Below are 18,347 nucleotides of genomic sequence, written 5' to 3'. Positions count from 1 at the left end.
CTTATTGAAAACGAGGAATAACATGCGCGTAAAAGTCTGTGCAGGGATTGTAGGGGCAGCACTGCTGCTGGCGGGGTGTAGCTCCAGCAATGAGCTGTCGGCAGCGGGCCAGGGCGTTCGCTTTGTGGAAGATAAGCCTGGCACTGAATGCCAGCTGTTAGGCACGGCAACCGGTGAGCAAAGTAACTGGATGTCAGGGCAGCATGGCGAAGAAGGTGGCTCAATGCGCGGTGCGGCGAATGCCCTGCGTAATCAGGCTGCGGCAATGGGTGGCAACGTGATTTACGGCGTAAGCAGCCCAACGCAGAGTATGCTGTCCAGCTTCGTGCCGACCGCCAGCCAGATGACGGGCCAGGTCTATAAGTGCCCGAACTGATGTAATGTGCTGATGGCGCTGCGCCCGGCCCTGTAGGGCAGGTAAGCGTAGCGCCACCTGCCTTTTTAGTGCTGCCGCAGCTGCAAATCCAGCGGCGTCTTGCTCGGCTCTCCGCCAATCTCACGTGCCAGCTTCGGCACCATATAGCCTGAAACCAGCGTTAACAGTTCGCGCATAATCTGCCGGGCTTCTTCATCCGTCACCATGAAATGCGCCGCGCCCTGTACGCGATCCAGCACGTGCAGGTAATACGGCATCACGCCCGCATCAAACAGGGCATTGCTCAGATCGGCCAGCACGCGGGCGCTGTCATTCACGCCGCGCAGCAGCACGCTCTGATTCAGCAGCGTCACGCCCGCTTTACGCAGTCGCGCCATCGCCGCGCAAAACGCATCGTCAATTTCGTTCGCGTGGTTAATATGATTCACCAGCAGCACCTGCAGGCGGGACTGCTCCAGGCGTGACACCAGGTCGTCGGTGATCCGTGCCGGAATGACAATCGGTAAGCGGCTATGAATGCGCAGGCGCTTAATGTGCGGGATAGCTTCAAGCTGAGTCAGCAGCCAGTCCAGCTCATGATCTTTCGCCATCAGTGGATCGCCGCCGGAAAAAATAATCTCATCCAGCTCCGGATGGGCGGCAATATAGTCCAGCGCGACCTGCCAGTTGCGTTTATTGCCCTGATTTTCGGCGTACGGGAAGTGCCGGCGGAAGCAATAACGACAATTTACCGCACATCCGCCTTTGACCAGCAGCAGGGCGCGGTTGAGATACTTATGCAGTAAACCCGGCACCACGCTGTTCTGCTCTTCCAGCGGATCGGTGCTGTATCCCGGTGCAGTAATGAATTCATCCTGCGAAGTAAGCGTTTGTTTTAATAACGGATCGTCGGGGTTGCCTTTCTCCATCCGCGCCACAAACGCACGGGGAACGCGCAGGGCGAAAAGGCGCTTTGCCTCGCGTCCTGCAAGCAACTCTGGGTGCTGATCGAGGTCTAAAAGACGCAGCAATTCATCAGGACTGGTGATTACATCGGCAAGTTGCGATAACCAATCTTCTCTGGACGGGGTGTTTAGGGTTACAATATGCGCCATTTTGTGGCTTAGCTACCAGTTAACAAATTTAGAGGGCCTTATGGCAACGTACTATAGCAACGATTTTCGTGCTGGTCTTAAAATCATGATGGACGGCGAACCGTACGCGGTTGAAGCCAGCGAATTCGTTAAACCAGGTAAAGGCCAGGCATTCGCACGCGTTAAGCTGCGCCGTCTGCTGACCGGTACCCGTGTTGAGAAAACCTTCAAGTCTACTGACTCTGCTGAAGGCGCTGATGTTGTTGATATGAACCTGACCTATCTGTACAACGATGGCGAGTTCTGGCATTTCATGAACAACTCCACTTTCGAACAGCTCTCTGCTGATGAGAAAGCGGTAGGTGACAGCGCTAAATGGCTGCTGGATCAGGCTGAGTGCATCGTGACCCTGTGGAACGGCCAGCCTATCGCGGTGACCCCACCAAACTTCGTAGAACTGGAAATCGTAGAAACCGATCCAGGTCTGAAGGGTGATACCGCAGGTACCGGCGGTAAGCCAGCCAAACTGTCTACCGGCGCAGTGGTGAAAGTGCCACTGTTCGTACAGACTGGCGAAGTGATCAAAGTGGATACTCGCTCCGGCGAATACGTGTCCCGCGTGAAGTAATTTACGTATGACTGAAGGCGCAGCGCCCGCTGCGCCTGATTTTTGCAGGCAGGGATGATGAAACGTACCGTTAAAATTCTGCTTCTGTTAGCGCTCTCCAGTGCATTACTTTCCGGCTGTAACACCACGCGTGGAATGGGACAAGATATCCAGGATCTGGGTCATATCATTTCTCACGCCGCCAGCTAAGTTCGTCTAATTTTCCTAAAAATGCGTCCTTTTCCGTCAACCGGCGGGATTTTGTCTATCCTTAAGTTGCTATACACAAAACAACTTTGGCTATAAAAGGAAGATATTATGGTTAAGAAGACAATTGCAGCGATCTTTTCAGTCCTGGTACTTTCTTCAGTGTTAACGGCCTGTAATACCACGCGTGGCGTCGGTCAGGATATTTCTGAAGGTGGTAGCGCAATCTCTGGTGCGGCAACAAAAGCTCAGCAGTAACGAATAAACGGTACGGGACCAGTCGGGTTTCGTACCGTCAGCTTTCTGATTCCTGCAGGGATAAGAACGGAGAAAAACGCGTATCCATATGTAATTTCATGCGGATATTGCGTTTATAGGTATAAACCGTTTTTCCATTGATACTCAGGTGAGCGGCAATTTTTTGATTGCTCGCGCCGTCCATCCACAATGTTAGCACCTTCTCTTCCTGGCGGGTCAGCAAGGGGGCCGCCGCCGTTGGTCTGTCAGCGCCTGCGCGCGAGCGTAATGCGTCGTTGATAACCGTCGCCACTTCTTTGAGACTGGCGTTTTTCAACAGTGACGACCACACCGGGAACTTGCCAAGCCAGTCGGTCATGCCGCTGTCCTCTCCCGACTGCAGTAAAATAAACGGTAAGCGTTCACTGGCGTTAAGCAGAGAAGAGAGCTGCTGAAAATGGTGAATATCCTGCCTGAAGCCGTACAGGTCAGCGATGACCAGCGCAGGTTTCCATTGCAGAATGTGTTCTCTGGCAAGAAACAGATTATTCAGCCCGGTCACAACGTAGTGTCCCGGGAACAAACCGGAATGATTGAGCCATGCTTCAAACCCCGCGCGGGTGAAGTGACAACGGTCAATCAAAAGAATTTTGAACATATTTTATTCGCAGTCGGCTAGTGGTTTGGCTTCCTGCCATCAGAAAGCACATCATCATAGAGAAGTCGGATGAGTGCTAAAAGCCGGAACTCCGCGCCATACTGCGGCTATTTCTTGCCTTAACGTGTTCAGCAAAAAATGATTGAAAAAAAATAGCACGCTAACCACAATAGGGGGCGTAATCTCTGCCTTACGGGACGACCCGTAAGCGTTTCTTTCACCGGGGACGGCCCCAACTTGCATTAAGTTAAGGAGCCTGACATGTCCTGGATCATTCTTTTTATTGCTGGCCTGCTCGAAGTGGTATGGGCGATTGGTCTCAAGTACACCCACGGATTTACCCGCCTGACGCCCAGCGTCATTACCGTTACCGCCATGATCGTCAGTATCGTTCTGTTATCCTGGGCGATGCGCTCTCTGCCTGTGGGAACGGCTTATGCCGTCTGGACGGGTATTGGCGCGGTGGGGGCTGCCATCACCGGCATTCTGCTGCTTGGCGAGTCAGCGAGTCTGGCGCGTATCGCCAGCCTCGCGTTGATTGTGGCCGGGATCGTTGGGCTTAAGCTCAGCACCCACTAATGGGGCTGTTTTACCCAGATAAGTTTTGACACATCAAACCCTTGCCGGGTCGCGACGTCCAGCATCTGCTGCTTCATTTCGGGTCTAAGAGTCGGCGTGCGGGAGAGTATCCACAGGTAGTCGCGATCCGGCCCGCAGACCAGCGCGTGACGGTACTCTCTGTCGAGCGCGATCACGTTATAGCCGCCATAAAACGGGCCAAAGAAAGAGACCTTGAGCGCGGCTCGCCGCGGGTCGCCAGTGAAGTACGCTTTCCCAACCGACTGCTGCCACATCTCACGATCGGGATTATAGCCCCGGTTGATCACCTGAATACCGCCATCATCCATCGGACTGTAATTCGCAGTGACCTTCTCTAAGCCCTGCTCAAACCGATGGTCGAGGCGCGCGATTTCATACCATGTTCCAAGGAAGCGTTGTGCATCAAAAGGCGTGACGACGGTAACGCCAGGCGGTGGGGTAGGAGAACTGCAGGCAACCACTAAAAACGCGGCTGTCACCGCGGCGATAACAGGCAGAATGCGCATAGGAGTTTCCTTACTGTTTTTTGTTAAGTGTAGATGACAGCAGGAAAAATGCGGAAGAGTGTGCGGGGTATTTCGCCGCACACCGTGGATTTTATAGGCCGGGTAAGGCGAAGCTGCCACCCGGCAATGTTTTACTGCAGCGCGTCGAGGATACGGTATGCCGCCTCAACGCGTGCCGGGTTCGGATAGCTTTTATTCGCCAGCATCACAATGCCGAGCTGCTTTTCAGGAATAAATGCTACGTAGCTGCCAAATCCGCCGGTAGAGCCCGTTTTATGGACCCAGGAGGCCTTAACCGGTGGTGCCGGTGGATTCACTTCTCTTGCAGGCAACGGCGCCAGCGCCACCTTATTGTCGCTGCCCCCGACTACCGTTTGGGCGTCGACCGGCCAGTTCAGCATTTCCCAGCCCAATCCTTGATACATGGCTCCCACGCGCCAGTAGCGAGACTGTGCCAGGGCAATACCGTGTTTAAGTGGGGAATCCTGAAGGGAGTCCGGCATCATGTTGACCATTACCCAGCTTGCCATATCCTGCACGTTGGTTTTTACGCCATAGGCTTCCGCGTCCAGCATCCCTGGCGAAACGTGGACCGCTTTACCGTCACGGTATCCCCAGGCGTAATGCGCCTCTTCCGCTTTCGGGACGTTAATCCAGGTATGGTCCAGCTTGAGCGGCTTAAAGACCCGCGTCGTCATGGCCTGCTCATAGCTCATGCCGGAGGGTTTGACCGCCAGCGCGCCAAAAAGACCGATGCTGGCGTTAGCGTAAAGACGTGTGGTGCCTGGCTTCCACTTTGGCTGCCAGTTTTGATAAAAGCGCAGCAGGGAGGCGGTATCCGTGACCTCATCCGGCACCTGCAACGGAAGACCGCCTGCGGTATAGGTTGCCAGATCCAGCATGCGAATGCCCTGCCACTGCTTGCCCGTGAGCTCAGGCCAGTATTTGGTCACCGGATCGCCCAGCGCTATTTCACCGCGCGCAATCGCATCGCCACCCAATACGCCGGTGAAGGTTTTACTTATCGAACCCAGCTCGAACAAGGTTTGCGGGGTGACGGGTTTGTTCGCTGCAACATCAGCTTTACCGAAGGTAAAGTAGTGCGGCTGACCCTGATAAATCACCGCCACCGCCATACCCGGAATGGCCTGCGCGTTCATCAGCGGCGTAACGGTACGTTCCACCACCTCAGCCAGCTGTTTTTCGGACATCGGTGCGGCGAATGCAGCGCTGGCAACGCTGAGCAGCAGGGCACAGCTTAGGGTTTTCTTCATCATTAGTTATCTTCCGTAATAGCAGTTCAAGGGAGTGTCCGGGCCCGTCAGACCGCTGTAGTCTGTGAGATTTGACTGTGGCTGACAAACGGTTAAATTTAGCATTAGCTGTTAATTTTTCTAACGGACGAGACCATGACGCGCAGCTATCTTCCTCTTAATTCCCTGCGGGCGTTTGAAGCCGCCGCCAGGCACCTCAGTTTTACGCATGCCGCTATCGAGCTGAATGTCACCCATTCCGCGATTAGCCAGCACGTAAAGGCGCTGGAGCAGCACCTTAATTGCCAGCTGTTCGTCCGCGTTTCCCGTGGGCTGATGTTGACCACGGAAGGCGAGAATTTGCTGCCGGTACTGAATGACTCGTTCGACCGAATTGCCGGAATGCTGGATCGCTTTGCCAGCCAGCGCGCTCAGGAGAAGCTGAAAATTGGCGTGGTGGGTACCTTTGCTACGGGGATGTTATTTTCGCTGCTCGCTGACTTTCGTCGCTGCTATCCGCATATCGATCTTCAGCTGTCGACGCACAACAATCGCGTCGATCCGGCAGCCGAGGGGCTTGATTACGCCATTCGCTATGGCGGAGGGGCGTGGCACGGCACGGAAGCGACATTTCTCTGTTCTGCGCCGCTGGCACCGCTTTGCACGCCTGATATCGCTGCCGCGTTGCATACTCCTGCCGATATCCTGAAGTTTACTCTGCTGCGTTCTTACCGGCGCGACGAGTGGACCGCCTGGATGCAGGCCGCGGGAGAACACCCGCCTTCACCGACGCACCGGGTGATGGTGTTTGATTCGTCCGTGACCATGCTGGAAGCCGCGCAGGCAGGCGTGGGCATAGCGATTGCCCCTGTCGATATGTTTACCCACCTGCTGAACAGTGAGCGCATTGTGCAACCCTTTGCGACGCAGATTGACCTTGGCAGCTACTGGCTCACGAGGCTACAGTCACGCGCAGAAACGCCCGCAATGAGTGAGTTTGCGCAGTGGCTGGTGGGGAAGATGCAGAAATAAAAGGCCCGCCGGATGGCGGGCCAGAGGCGTCAGAGGGTGACCACCGCAATCAGCGTCACCACGGTCAGGATGGTCGCCAGACCGTAGAATACCCATTTCCCGCTTGGTACATGGATTTTCAGGTCATGCATCGCATGGTGAATACGGTGCAGGCCACACCACAGCGGCAGGACGATCATCAGGAAGATGAACACGCGGCCGATAAAGCTGCTCGCGAACGCCAGTACGCGCTCGTAGCTCAGCGCATCGCCCGGGAACAGCCCCAGCGGCAGCATAATGCCGACCAGCAGAATGATGACGGGGGCAATGATGGCACTCCACATGCCGCCTGCGCCAAAGAGGCCCCAGAAGACCGGCTCGTCAGAACGTTTTGGATTTGGATTGATCACAATAGTCTCCTTACCAGAACAGTGCGACAAACAGAATGACCACGGTGACCAGAACCGTCACCGCCCAGAGCCCCTTAATCACCGGCTCTGGCCCCATTTTCTCGCCTTTTACAATGATGTTCGCCGCTTTTGGCGCCAGTTCAAACCAGGTTTTGGTATGCAGCAGCGCGGCCGCGAGCACGATCAGGTTCAGAATCACTATGATCGGGTTTTGCAGAAAACCGACGAAGCTGGCCCAGGTTTCCGGGCCATGCTTGAGGGCAAAAACGCCGTACATCAGCTCAAGGCTGAACCAGACCGCCGGTACCGCCGTGCCTTCACGCAGCATGTAGAAGCGATAAAACGGCAGGTTTTTCCACCAGGTGGACGGCACAGGCCGCACATAGGCTTTGCGTTTAGTCGTCATCATGCACTCCTTAGCGTGGTTTCAGGGTAGCGATAAGAAAGTCTTTCGAGCTTTCCACTTTACCCTGCTGAATAGCGGCGGCCGGGTCGACGTGCTTCGGACAGACTTCGGAGCAATAGCCCACAAAGGTACAGGTCCAGACGCCGTTCTGGCTGTTAAGCTGCGCCATACGTTCTTTTTTACCGTGGTCGCGGCTGTCTTCGTTATAGCGGTGCGCCAGGGTAATGGCGGCCGGGCCGATGAACTCGGGGTTCAGGCCAAACTGTGGACAGGCAGCGTAGCAAAGACCGCAGTTGATGCAGCCGGAGAACTGATGGTATTTCGCCATCTGAGCCGGGGTCTGGGTGTTTGGCCCCTGATCCGGCGTGCGCGGGTTGCCGATGATGTAGGGCTTAATGGCTTCCAGGCTTTCGATAAAGTGGGTCATATCGACCACCAGATCGCGTTCAATCGGGAAGTTGCCCAGGGCTTCGACCTTGATGCCTTTGGTATAGTCACGCAGGAAAGTCTTACAGGCCAGCTTCGGCACCTTGTTGACCATCATGCCGCAGGAGCCGCAGATCGCCATGCGGCAGGACCAGCGGTAGCTCAGGTCTGGCGCCAGGTTGTCTTTGATATAGCCGAGCGCGTCCAGCAGGGAGGTTTGTTCGTCGTAAGGGACTTCATAGAAAGCACTGTGCGGTGCGGCATCCACTTCCGGGTTGTAGCGCACCACTTCAACTTTGAGTGTTTGCATCTCAGCCATTCGCCTTCTCCTTCTTCTCGGCGGCTTCTGCTTCTGCACCGTACACGCGTTTAGCCGGTGGCAGCGTGGTGATTTTCACGTCGCTGTAGTCCAGACGTGTGGTGCCATCCGCATCGCGCCAGGCGAGCGTGTGTTTCAGGAAGTTGACGTCGTCACGCTCGGTACAGCCTTCATCAAGACGCTGATGCGCCCCACGCGACTCTTTACGCGCCAGCGCAGAGTGCGCCATACATTCCGCCACGTTCAGGCCGTGGCCCAGTTCGATGGTATAGAGCAGGTCGGTGTTGAAAACGCTGGAGGTATCGGTGATGCGCACGCGCTTGAAGCGCTCTTGCAGTTCCGCCAGCTTGTCGACGGTTTTTTGCATCAGCTCAGGGGTACGGTAGATACCGCAGCCTTCTTCCATCGACAGGCCCATCTCGTCGCGGATCTTAGACCAGTTTTCGTTACCTTCCTGGTTCACCAGATCTTTCAGGCGTTTTTCAACGTCGGCGACCTGCGCATCCAGCGCGGCACCGTTGGCTTCGCCTGCGGTTGCCGCCCGCTCCATCGCGCGCTCGCCCGCCATGCGGCCAAAGACGACCAGCTCGGCCAGCGAGTTTGAGCCGAGACGGTTGGCGCCGTGCAGGCCCACGGAGGAACATTCACCGACGGCGAACAGACCCTTAATACGGGTTTCACACTGCTGATCGGTTTCGATCCCGCCCATGGTGTAGTGCGCCGTTGGGCGTACCGGAATCGGCTCTTTCACTGGATCGACGCCGACGTAGGCTTTCGCCAGCTCGCAGATGAACGGCAGACGTTCCAGCAGTTTTTTCTCGCCCAGATGGCGCAGGTCGAGATAGACCACATCGCCGCGCGGCGTGGAGATGGTGTTGCCTTTGCGCCACTCGTGCCAGAAAGCCTGAGAGACTTTGTCACGCGGGCCGAGCTCCATGTACTTGTTCTTCGGCTCGCCGAGCGGGGTTTCCGGACCCATGCCGTAATCCTGCAGGTAGCGGTAGCCGTTTTTGTTGACCAGAATACCGCCTTCACCACGGCAGCCTTCCGTCATCAGAATGCCGGATCCAGGCAGACCGGTTGGGTGATACTGCACGAATTCCATATCGCGCAGCGGCACGCCGTGGCTGAGCGCCATACCCATACCGTCGCCGGTAACGATGCCGCCGTTGGTGTTATAACGATAAACGCGGCCCGCACCGCCCGTCGCCATCACCACCGCATTGGCGCGGATCTGGACGAGCGTGCCTTCCATCATATTCATCGCCACCAGGCCGCGCGCGTGTCCATCATCCACCAGAATGTCGAGGACGAAATGCTCATCGAAGCGCTGAATTTGTGGGAACTGAAGGGAGGTCTGGAACAGGGTGTGCAGCATGTGGAAGCCGGTCTTATCGGCAGCGAACCAGGTGCGTTCGATCTTCATGCCGCCGAAGCGGCGAACGTTGACGCTGCCGTCCGGACGGCGGCTCCACGGGCAACCCCACTGCTCAAGCTGGGTCATCTCCGTTGGACAATGGTGCACAAAGTAGTCAACGACATCCTGTTCACAAAGCCAGTCGCCCCCTGCAACCGTGTCGTGGAAATGGTATTCAAAGCTGTCATGATCCTGCGCAACGGCGGCGGACCCTCCTTCTGCGGCCACCGTGTGGCTGCGCATTGGATAGACTTTTGAAATCAATGCGATTTTAGCGTTGGGATTAGCTTGCGCTGCAGCAATCGCAGCACGTAATCCAGCCCCGCCAGCGCCTATTACGGCAAGATCGGCCTGAAAAGTTTGCACGACATTCCTCCAGATTTTTGTTATTTCGCAACGCGACAAACTAAAGGTAGTTCACCCGTCCAAAAGGACGATTGCGAAAGCGTTTCCACTGCTCCTTTATGGGTAAAACAGTATAACCGTGTAGATGTCAGGGAAATTTGACGTGTTCGATTTTTTTGCTGTTCTGTCCGGCGATTTATCATTGAGATTGATGAATTGCATCACGCAATTGTTCACCTAAATGAAATGCGCTTTTTTACTGCGCAAAATTTGTCTCTGTCCCTGCTAACGAGTAGACTTCGTGCCCTTGTCTGAAATCGGAGAACAACTCATGAGCGAAACGGCCACCTGGGAGCCGAGCGCATCCATCCCTAATCTGTTAAAACGCGCTGCAATTATGACGGAGATTCGCCGTTTCTTTGCCGACCGCGGCGTCCTGGAGGTGGAAACCCCGTGCATGAGTCAGGCAACGGTAACGGATATTCATCTGGTCCCGTTTGAAACCCGTTTTGTTGGCCCCGGCCACTCTCAGGGCATGAATTTGTATCTGATGACCAGCCCGGAATACCACATGAAACGCCTGCTGGCGGCGGGGTGTGGTCCGGTCTATCAGCTGTGCCGCAGTTTCCGTAATGAAGAGATGGGGCGTCACCACAACCCGGAATTCACCATGCTGGAGTGGTACCGACCGCATTATGATATGTACCGCCTGATGAATGAGGTGGACGATCTGCTGCAGCAGGTCCTGGACTGCTCTGAAGCTGAAACGCTCTCTTATCAGCAGGCCTTCCAGCGCTATCTGGAAATCGATCCGCTGTCGGCGGACAAAACCCAGCTGCGCGAAGTGGCGGCAAAACTGGATCTGAGCAACGTGGCGGATACCGAAGAGGATCGCGACACGCTGCTGCAGCTGCTGTTCACCTTCGGCGTGGAACCGCAGATTGGCAAAGACCGTCCGACGTTTGTCTATCACTTCCCGGCAAGCCAGGCGTCACTGGCGCAGATCAGTACCGAAGACCATCGTGTCGCAGAGCGTTTTGAGGTCTATTACAAAGGTATTGAGCTGGCGAACGGCTTCCACGAACTGACCGACGCCCGCGAGCAGGCGCAGCGTTTCGAGCAGGATAACCGCAAGCGCGCCGCGCGCGGCCTGCCACAGCAGCCGATCGATACCAACCTGCTGGAAGCGTTAAAAGCGGGCCTGCCGGATTGCTCCGGCGTGGCGCTGGGCGTAGACCGTCTGGTGATGCTGGCGCTGGGCGCCGAGCAGCTGGGCGATGTGATTGCCTTTACGGTCGATCGCGCTTAAAGAATTGCCGGGTGGCGCTGTCGCTTACCCGGCCTACTCGGTCACTTGGCCCTGCCACATTAAAAACTGCCATATCATCAATATACGGGTCTTTTTCTTAATTTGGCCCTTATAGCCACAATATTAGTCTGGTCTTCTGCTACCATCCGCGCAGTTTAATTCCGCTTTGGATGGTTCTATGTCCCACTCACTCAAAAAGATGACCCTCACCGGGCTCATCCTGATGATATTTACCTCAGTGTTTGGCTTTGCCAACAGCCCCTCCGCGTTCTATCTGATGGGCTATAGCGCGACGCCGTTTTATATCGTTTCTGCTCTGTTCTTCTTTATCCCGTTTGCGCTGATGATGGCGGAGATGGGCTCGGCTTACCGGAAAGAAGAGGGCGGGATTTACTCATGGATGAACAACAGCGTCGGCCCGCGTTATGCCTTTATCGGTACGTTTATGTGGTTTTCATCCTACGTCGTCTGGATGGTCAGTACGGCCGCTAAAGTCTGGGTGCCGTTCTCGACGTTTGTTTTCGGCGCCGATAAAACCCAGGTCTGGTCGTTAGCCGGGCTGAGCTCCACGCAGGTCGTCGGGATTCTGGCGGTATGCTGGATGGTTGTCGTGACGCTGGTGGCGTCTAAAGGCATCAACAAAATTGCCCGTATCACTGCCGTTGGCGGTATTTCCGTGATGTGCCTGAACCTGGTGCTGCTGCTGGTGAGTATCGCTATCCTGTGCCTGAACGGTGGTCATTTTGCGCAGGAGGTGAACTTCGTTTCATCGCCTAATCCAGGTTACCAGTCCGGGCTGGCTATGCTCTCCTTCGTGGTGTTTGCCATCTTCGCTTACGGCGGCATTGAAGCCGTTGGCGGTCTGGTCGACAAGACCGAGAACCCGGAGAAAAACTTTGCCAAAGGCATTATTTTTGCCGCCATCGTGATTTCCATCGGCTATTCGCTGGCGATTTTCCTCTGGGGGGTCAGCACCAACTGGCAACAGGTGTTGAGCAATAGCACCACCAACCTCGGGAACATCACCTACGTGCTGATGAAAAGTCTGGGGATGACGCTGGGGCAGGCGATGAACCTGACGCCGGATGCGGCGGCAACGCTGGGCATTTGGTTTGCGCGCATTACCGGTCTGTCGATGTTCCTCGCCTATACCGGCGCATTCTTCACGCTGATCTATTCGCCGCTGAAAGCGATTATTCAGGGTACGCCGAAGGCGCTGTGGCCTACGCGCATGACCCAGCTCAACACGACGGGGATGCCTGCTAACGCGATGTGGATGCAGTGCTTGCTGGTATGTGCGTTCATTCTGCTGGTGTCATTTGGCGGCGATACGGCGTCTGCGTTTTACAACAAGCTGACCCTGATGGCGAACGTGTCGATGACCCTGCCGTACCTGTTCCTGACCCTGGCGTTCCCGTTCTTTAAGGCGAAGCAGGACCTTGAACGTCCGTTTGTGATCTTCAAAACCCGCGCGGCAACGCTGCTGGCCACCACGTTGGTGCTGCTGGTGGTGGCGTTTGCCAACATCTTCACCATTATTCAGCCGGTGATTGAGGCGAACGACTGGAACAGCGCGCTATGGATGGTGGGCGGCCCAATCTTCTTCTCGCTGCTGGCGATGGGGATTTATGAGAATTACCGTCGACGCGCAACGGCATTCGTCGCAGAAGTGGCGTAGCGGGAATATTCCCCTCCCGAAAGGGAGGGGAGAAGCGTTACAGACTGCCCGCCGGGCGCGTACGCGCCGCTGACGTCAGCGTTCTTCCCGTTTTACGCCCGTCCAGGCTTTCCAGACGCATCTGGAACGGTGGGAACGGCATATCAATACCGTGCTCGCGGAAGCCCGCCAGAATCAGCTGGTGGATCTCATGGCGCAGCGGCATACGGTGCCCCATTTCGGCGGCGTAGATACGCAGCTCAAAAATCTGGATCCCCTGCTGTAAATCCACAAGGAAGACTTCCGGCGCCGGGTTGTCGATCACCAGCGAGCAGCGCTCAGCGGCGGTGTAGAGGATCTGGGTGACCTCTTCGCTGTTAGCGTCCGACGGTGCCGGTACCGTCAGCACCACACGGGTAACGGAGTCTGACAGCGACCAGTTGATGAACTGCTCGGTAATAAACGCCTTGTTTGGCACGATGATCTCTTTCCGATCCCAGTCGCTGATCGTCGTCGCACGGGTGTTGATCTTCGTGATACTGCCGGTCAGATCGCGGATCGTGACGGTATCGCCAATACGGATCGGTTTTTCGAACAGTATGATCAGGCCAGAGATGAAGTTGGCGAAGATCTCCTGCAAACCAAAACCTAACCCGACGCCGAGCGCTGCGACGAGCCACTGGAGCTTCGACCACTCAATGCCGATCATCGAGAAGCCAACCAGTCCACCAAACAGCATGATCAGATACTTGGTAATGGTCGTGATCGCATAGCCCGTACCCGGCGTTAAATCCAGATGCTGCAGCAGCGCCAGCTCCAGCAGCGCCGGGAAGTTGCGCACCAGCTGGGTGGTGATGATCAGCACCAGAATGGCAATCAGCACTGCCCCTAGAGTGATTGGCTCCAGGCTTTCAACGCCCTGCACCGTGGAGGTCACATCCCACAGCGAGATGTTCTCCAGGAAGCCAAATGCGGAGTGGATCTCCGACCACAGGAAGATGACCGACAGGAGGGCAATCAGCATCAGTATAGAGCGAACCAGACGCAGGGACTGGGTACTGATGGCATCCAGATCCAGCTCGACCTCATCCGCCTCCGTCGTGCCTTCCGTACTGTTGACGTGGTTTGGCTCTTCCTCACCCCGCGCGCGCTGGGCGAGGATCTCCGCCCGGCGATGCTTGGCACGATCAAACGCCAGACGTCGGCGCTGAATCAGCATCCAGCGGCGGATCACGTGATACACCACCAGCAGCAGGAACCAGATGGCCACCGAGGTTTCCAGACGTGCCAACAGCGCCTGCGACGTCGCCAGGTAACCCACCGCGGCTGCCAGCATCGCAATCAACGGTGCGCTGAGCAGCAGGTTCCAGAGCAACCGGTTGAACATGTTGTCGCCGCTGCCGGTTTTATCCAGATAGAGCGGAATACCCGCGCGTTTCAGGCTGAGCGTGACGATGGCCAGCGCTCCACATATCAGCATAAAGCAGAGGCGGCCCAGCGAGCCTGAGAATTCGCGGTCGTTGAGATTATCGAACATGATCAGCGCCATAATCAGCGGCACAATCAGCCCGATGCTCATCAGATAGTAACGCATGGCGCGCGCCACGCGATTACGCGGCCAGCCAAAGTGGGCGATAAACAGACCATTGGGTCGCGCAAAGGTGGCGCAAATCATCACCACCCACAGCAGCGGCACCGTGGCGGTGACGCCATCGCCAATCGCTACCGCGAGCGGATAGGGCCAGGCTTCCCGCAGGCCATAGCCCAGTGTCATCCACAGCACAGGCAGCGGGGAGGCGACAAGAATCGACCAGAATACGGTGCGCAACGTCAGCCAGAAGTGATCCTGGGTAACCTTCCCCACCCGGGAGCTGGAACGCTCGAGGAAGCGGGTGAAATGTCTGCGCGAGTAAATGCTGAAGCCCACCAGAATCAACGCCCCCAGCAGCGGGAAAATGGTCTCTTTGCTGGTGAGCATCATCACGCTGGCCTGTCCCAGCTGGCTGAAGGTATCCAGCGAAATCAGACGGCGCAGATCCTGGACAATCTCTATTGGCCACGAGAAGGTCATCGGACGCACGTCGGACGTCCAGAAGAGATAACGGTGCGTCGCCTCGTTCACCTCTTTCAGCGCATCTTCCAGCTGGCTGTTGGACACTTTTAGCTTGGTCAGCTCCAGAATCAGCGTATCCCCGCCCTGGAGCAGAGAGTTCAGCAGTTCACGCTGGGTACGCATTTGGGCTTCAAGAATGCGGTTTTGCTCGCTGGTCAGAGGCTGTCCGTCAGCCTGACGGATCTGGCGGATTTGCGGCTGTTTGTTGAGAAGATCTTCAAAATGCAGCCGCTGAACGCGCAGCTGGGCCATTTCGGTGTCCAGCTGCTGCGGTTTGGGCATTTCCGGCAGCCGCGCGACCTGGGCGCGCAGCGCTTCGCCCAGCAGGTTTGACGATCCGAGCCACTGGGACTGTTCGCGCAGGGTGTTAAGCGCCTGGCGAACCTGAAGGGTTTGATTGGTGGCCTGACGCTGCTGCGAGGCCACCAGATCCATACGCTGCGCCTGTTGGTTCAGCGCGGCCGAAAGCTCACGGTTGACCTTAAACTGCTGGACGATGCCGGCAGGCAGGTTATCGCTGTTTTCTGCCAGCAGCTCGGTACTTTCCAGCGCGCGCTCCGCTTCACGCTGGCGCTGGCTGTTGAGCTGGTTGCGCAGGGCCTGAAGATACGCGTCCAACTGCTCGCTCTGCTTCTGAGCGAGTTCTGAGCGCATCCGCGACAGCTCCTGGCGGTTATTGGCGGAAAGCTGCGCCAGCTCAAGCTCATCGACAAGGGCCTTCAGGCGAGCCGATTCTGCCTGCAGGCCCAGATTTTGGGCCTGTGCCTGCGGCGTGTTGCCGTTTTGCGTACCCACGCGGCGCTCAACTTCATTAAGCTGGCGACGGGCGTCGGTTTGCTGCTGCGGAAGCTGGCTGAGAGAGTCGGCAATTTCGCGCGCTCGCTCCTGCTCCTGCTGAGCAAGGCGGCTCTTTTCCAGAAGCTGGCTGCTGACCTGCAGGATCTCCTGGTTCAGCGCGTCGGAGGTCATCCCTGCGGGCACATCGCGCGGTTCGTCACGCAAGTTATTGAGCTGCGCGCGCAGCGTCTGCGAGAGTTTGGGGAAGTTGTCGATAACCTGCTGATACTGCTGAGCGCGCTCAAGCGAGCCTTTCCGCTCCTCAAGCGCGTTCAGTGCGGACTGGAGCGACTCGACGGTCTCTGGCTGAGCGGGTTTGGCCGCTTTTGCCTGCTCTAGTTCCTGGGTTATCTGTTTGGCGTCGGGGGCTGTCGCTGCGTACGCCCCCATGCTGAGGCACCAGGCCATCAGTAGAACGATAATCGGGCGCACGTCAGCGATCCTTCTGTTGTTAGCCTTCGTCTTTTTTGTCGTCAACCAGCGGGCTGGCGTCGTGCTCGGCCTGGATCTCTTCCTGTGACAGCGGAGCAGGCTCTGCATCCGGCGTCACGAAGGTTTCAGTAGAGACCGCCAGCGGCTGGCCCAGCTTTGTCACCGACAGGCTTTCAAGCTGTTCAGCCAGCTTCACTTTGCCCGGCGCAAACAGGTTGATCACGGTGGAGCCCAGCTTAAAGCGACCCATCTCCTGGCCTTTCAGCAGGGCCACAGAGCCTTCCGCTTCACCGGCAGGCCAGGTCCAGCGTTTGATCACGCCTTCGCGCGGTGGGGTAATGGTGCCAGCCCAGACGGTTTCGATGCTGCCGACGATGGTCGCACCGACCAGAATCTGGGCCATAGGGCCGAATTCAGTATCAAACAGGCAGATGACGCGCTCGTTACGGGCAAACAGGTTTGGCACGTTCTGCGCGGTGAGGTGGTTCACGGAGAACAGATCGCCCGGGACGTAAATCATTTCACGCAGGATGCCGTTACACGGCATGTGTACGCGGTGGTAGTCGCGCGGTGACAGATAGGTGGTGGCAAAGGTACCGTTGCGGAACAGATCCGCCATCAGGTAGTTACCCGCCAGCAGCGCTTCCAGGCTGTAGTTATGGCCCTTCGCCTGCAGAATTTTGTCGTCTTCGATGTTACCCAACTGGCTGATCACGCCGTCTGCCGGCATCACCAGGACGTTAGGGTCGGTGTTCACCGGGCGCACGTCGTCACGCAGCGGGCGCACGAAGAATTCGTTGAAGGTGCGGTAGCTGGCGGTATCCGGCTTCTGCGCCTCTTTCATATCGACCTTGTAATATTTTACGAAAAGGTCGATGACCAGTTTGGTCAGCCAGCCTGCGCGTTTGCTCGCGCCCCAGCCCGCCAGGCGAGTGAGCCACAGTTTTGGCAGAATGTATTGAAGCGAAAGTTTAAATGCGTTTAACAAGGTAGCCTCCAGGCCATTGTTTTGTCGTTCCTGATCCGGCGTTAAGCCGCCGGAACCTGAAAAAAGGGGACGATTTTAGCGATGCTTAGCTTAGTTGTCAGTTATCAGAATCAGAAAAGTTTTTACGCGTTTTTACCTGATCCATGCTCTCAAGAATACGGTGGTAATTCTCGAAGCGGGTCTCCGCAATTTCGCCTTTCTCAACCGCTTCACGGATAGCGCAGCCTGGGTCGTTATCGTGTTTACAGTCGCGGTACTTGCAAGCGCCTAAATAATCATGGAATTCGACAAATCCGTTAAAGATTTGTTCCGGCTCCAGGTGCCATAAACCGAACTCTCGCACGCCCGGGGAGTCGATGACATCGCCCCCGTGCGGGAAGTGATACAGGCGTGACGCGGTGGTGGTGTGCTGGCCCAGGCCCGAGACATCAGAGACATCGTTGGTGAGGATCTCTTGTTGCAGGCCAAGGAGGTTGTTCAGCAGGCTCGATTTGCCCACGCCGGACTGGCCTGCAAAGATGCTGATGCGATCGGTAAGCGCCTCTTCCAGCGGTTTTAGGCCATCTTTGGTGTAGCTGGAGACCATCAGGACGCGGTAGCCAATCTTGCGATAGATATCCATCTGCTCATTGACGAAGGCCATTCCGTCGTCGTCCAGCAGATCGATTTTGTTCAGCACGATAATCGGCTCAACCTGCAGCGTTTCGCAGGCGACGAGGTATCGGTCGATAATATTGAGCGACAATTCGGGCAAAATCGCCGATACGATAACAATCTGGTTAATGTTGGCGGCGATCGGTTTGACCCCGTCGTAGAAATCGGGACGGGTTAACACGGACGTGCGCTCATGGACCGCTTCAACGATACCTTTTACCGTCACGCCTTCCGCCGCCTCTTTCCCCGGCCGCCAGACGACGCGGTCGCCGGTCACCAGAGAACGAATGGTCCGGCGGATGTTGCAGCGGTGAATCGCTCCATCGGCGGATTCCACGTCAGCGTGCATACCGAAACGGCTGATGACTACGCCTTCCGTTGGGTCGCCAAACAGGTTGTCGTCGTAATCGACCTTCTCCGCAGTGGTTTTAAGACGGCGCTGGTGATTGGCATTCACGCGGCGCTGCTGCCCTTTGGAGAGTTTATTTTTACTCAATCGCACTGGC

19 protein-coding genes are annotated in these 18,347 nt (G+C 56.5%); 8 read left to right on the top strand and 11 right to left on the bottom strand.

Translation table 11 applies throughout. The annotated features are described in order from the left end of the window. Positions 1-22: 22 nt before the first annotated feature. Entirely contained in the window at positions 23-376 is a 354-nt protein-coding gene (locus F3J31_RS17135; RefSeq protein WP_045909554.1) for a DUF4156 domain-containing protein, read from the top strand. A 65-nt stretch (positions 377-441) separates the two neighbouring features. On the opposite strand, the gene epmB is transcribed toward F3J31_RS17135, so the two are convergent. Continuing rightward, entirely contained in the window at positions 442-1,470 is a 1,029-nt protein-coding gene (gene epmB / locus F3J31_RS17130) for an EF-P beta-lysylation protein EpmB (RefSeq protein ID WP_049122278.1), read from the bottom strand. A 40-nt stretch (positions 1,471-1,510) separates the two neighbouring features. Here epmB and efp point away from each other — a divergent pair, with 40 nt between their 5' ends. From efp to ecnB, 3 genes are all read left to right on the top strand, one after another. After that, the gene (gene efp / locus F3J31_RS17125; protein ID WP_008502940.1) at positions 1,511-2,077 is read left to right on the top strand and encodes an elongation factor P; all 567 of its coding nucleotides are present in this window, start codon (positions 1,511-1,513) and stop codon (positions 2,075-2,077) included. Positions 2,078-2,134: 57 nt separating this feature from the next. Next, positions 2,135-2,266, top strand: coding sequence for an entericidin A/B family lipoprotein (locus F3J31_RS17120; RefSeq protein WP_024907352.1), 132 nt, complete (start codon positions 2,135-2,137; stop codon positions 2,264-2,266). 108 nt (positions 2,267-2,374) lie between these two features. Next, positions 2,375-2,521 carry a lipoprotein toxin entericidin B gene (ecnB, locus tag F3J31_RS17115; protein ID WP_003025482.1) on the top strand — a complete coding sequence of 49 codons (147 nt, stop codon included), beginning with the start codon at positions 2,375-2,377 and terminating at the stop codon, positions 2,519-2,521. Between the two features lie 37 nt (positions 2,522-2,558). Here ecnB and F3J31_RS17110 read toward each other — a convergent pair whose 3' ends face one another. Further along, complete coding sequence (locus F3J31_RS17110; RefSeq protein WP_048027839.1) at positions 2,559-3,158, bottom strand: LuxR C-terminal-related transcriptional regulator; 600 nt, start codon at positions 3,156-3,158, stop codon at positions 2,559-2,561. Between the two features lie 261 nt (positions 3,159-3,419). Between F3J31_RS17110 and sugE the strand changes: the two genes are divergently transcribed. Further along, positions 3,420-3,737: a quaternary ammonium compound efflux SMR transporter SugE gene (gene sugE / locus F3J31_RS17105; RefSeq protein ID WP_008502938.1), complete on the top strand. Its 318-nt coding sequence runs from the start codon at positions 3,420-3,422 to the stop codon at positions 3,735-3,737. Here the strand turns inward: sugE and F3J31_RS17100 are convergent. Both F3J31_RS17100 and blaACT read right to left on the bottom strand, forming a co-directional pair. Further along, positions 3,734-4,264, bottom strand: a complete 531-nt coding sequence (locus tag F3J31_RS17100; RefSeq protein ID WP_167214328.1) for a lipocalin family protein — start codon at positions 4,262-4,264, stop codon at positions 3,734-3,736. The genes sugE and F3J31_RS17100 overlap by 4 nt on opposite strands. A 131-nt stretch (positions 4,265-4,395) precedes the next feature. Next, positions 4,396-5,541, bottom strand: a complete 1,146-nt coding sequence (blaACT, locus tag F3J31_RS17095; RefSeq protein ID WP_167214326.1) for an ACT family cephalosporin-hydrolyzing class C beta-lactamase — start codon at positions 5,539-5,541, stop codon at positions 4,396-4,398. 132 nt (positions 5,542-5,673) lie between these two features. Here blaACT and ampR point away from each other — a divergent pair, with 132 nt between their 5' ends. Then, on the top strand, positions 5,674-6,549 hold the full coding sequence (gene ampR, locus F3J31_RS17090; protein WP_167214323.1) for a LysR family transcriptional regulator AmpR: 876 nt from the start codon (positions 5,674-5,676) through the stop codon (positions 6,547-6,549). Positions 6,550-6,578: 29 nt separating this feature from the next. On the opposite strand, the gene frdD is transcribed toward ampR, so the two are convergent. The 4 genes from frdD to frdA are packed head-to-tail and all read right to left on the bottom strand — an operon-like array spanning position 6,579 to position 9,872. Beyond that, a complete protein-coding gene (frdD, locus tag F3J31_RS17085) occupies positions 6,579-6,938 on the bottom strand; it encodes a fumarate reductase subunit FrdD (protein WP_032662398.1) in 360 nt (119 codons plus the stop codon). Between the two features lie 10 nt (positions 6,939-6,948). Continuing rightward, positions 6,949-7,344 (bottom strand): fumarate reductase subunit FrdC, encoded by a 396-nt coding sequence (gene frdC, locus F3J31_RS17080; RefSeq protein ID WP_045909548.1) that lies wholly within the window; start codon positions 7,342-7,344, stop codon positions 6,949-6,951. 10 nt (positions 7,345-7,354) lie between these two features. Beyond that, complete coding sequence (locus tag F3J31_RS17075) at positions 7,355-8,089, bottom strand: succinate dehydrogenase/fumarate reductase iron-sulfur subunit (protein WP_045909547.1); 735 nt, start codon at positions 8,087-8,089, stop codon at positions 7,355-7,357. Beyond that, the gene (gene frdA / locus F3J31_RS17070; protein WP_045909546.1) at positions 8,082-9,872 is read right to left on the bottom strand and encodes a fumarate reductase (quinol) flavoprotein subunit; all 1,791 of its coding nucleotides are present in this window, start codon (positions 9,870-9,872) and stop codon (positions 8,082-8,084) included. The genes F3J31_RS17075 and frdA overlap by 8 nt, the downstream gene beginning before the upstream one ends. Before the next feature lie 310 nt (positions 9,873-10,182). Here frdA and epmA point away from each other — a divergent pair, with 310 nt between their 5' ends. After that, positions 10,183-11,160, top strand: a complete 978-nt coding sequence (epmA, locus tag F3J31_RS17065; RefSeq protein ID WP_045909545.1) for an elongation factor P--(R)-beta-lysine ligase — start codon at positions 10,183-10,185, stop codon at positions 11,158-11,160. A gap of 178 nt (positions 11,161-11,338) precedes the next feature. Next, positions 11,339-12,838, top strand: coding sequence for a glutamate/gamma-aminobutyrate family transporter YjeM (yjeM, locus tag F3J31_RS17060; RefSeq protein WP_167214320.1), 1,500 nt, complete (start codon positions 11,339-11,341; stop codon positions 12,836-12,838). A 37-nt stretch (positions 12,839-12,875) separates the two neighbouring features. Here the strand turns inward: yjeM and mscM are convergent, their stop codons facing one another. From mscM to rsgA, 3 genes are all read right to left on the bottom strand, one after another. Continuing rightward, the gene (gene mscM / locus F3J31_RS17055) at positions 12,876-16,199 is read right to left on the bottom strand and encodes a miniconductance mechanosensitive channel MscM (RefSeq protein WP_045909543.1); all 3,324 of its coding nucleotides are present in this window, start codon (positions 16,197-16,199) and stop codon (positions 12,876-12,878) included. Positions 16,200-16,218: 19 nt separating this feature from the next. Further along, positions 16,219-17,187: an archaetidylserine decarboxylase gene (gene asd / locus F3J31_RS17050; RefSeq protein ID WP_023326546.1), complete on the bottom strand. Its 969-nt coding sequence runs from the start codon at positions 17,185-17,187 to the stop codon at positions 16,219-16,221. A gap of 97 nt (positions 17,188-17,284) precedes the next feature. Next, entirely contained in the window at positions 17,285-18,337 is a 1,053-nt protein-coding gene (gene rsgA, locus F3J31_RS17045; RefSeq protein ID WP_008502927.1) for a small ribosomal subunit biogenesis GTPase RsgA, read from the bottom strand. Positions 18,338-18,347: the final 10 nt, after the last annotated feature.

Origin of the sequence: Enterobacter sp. Acro-832 (genome assembly GCF_011752745.1) — a bacterium.
In the GTDB taxonomy this organism is placed as follows: Bacteria; Pseudomonadota; Gammaproteobacteria; order Enterobacterales; family Enterobacteriaceae; genus Enterobacter; species Enterobacter quasiroggenkampii.
Note: the sequence above shows the minus strand (reverse complement) of the source record. Positions and strands in the feature narration are given on the sequence as shown.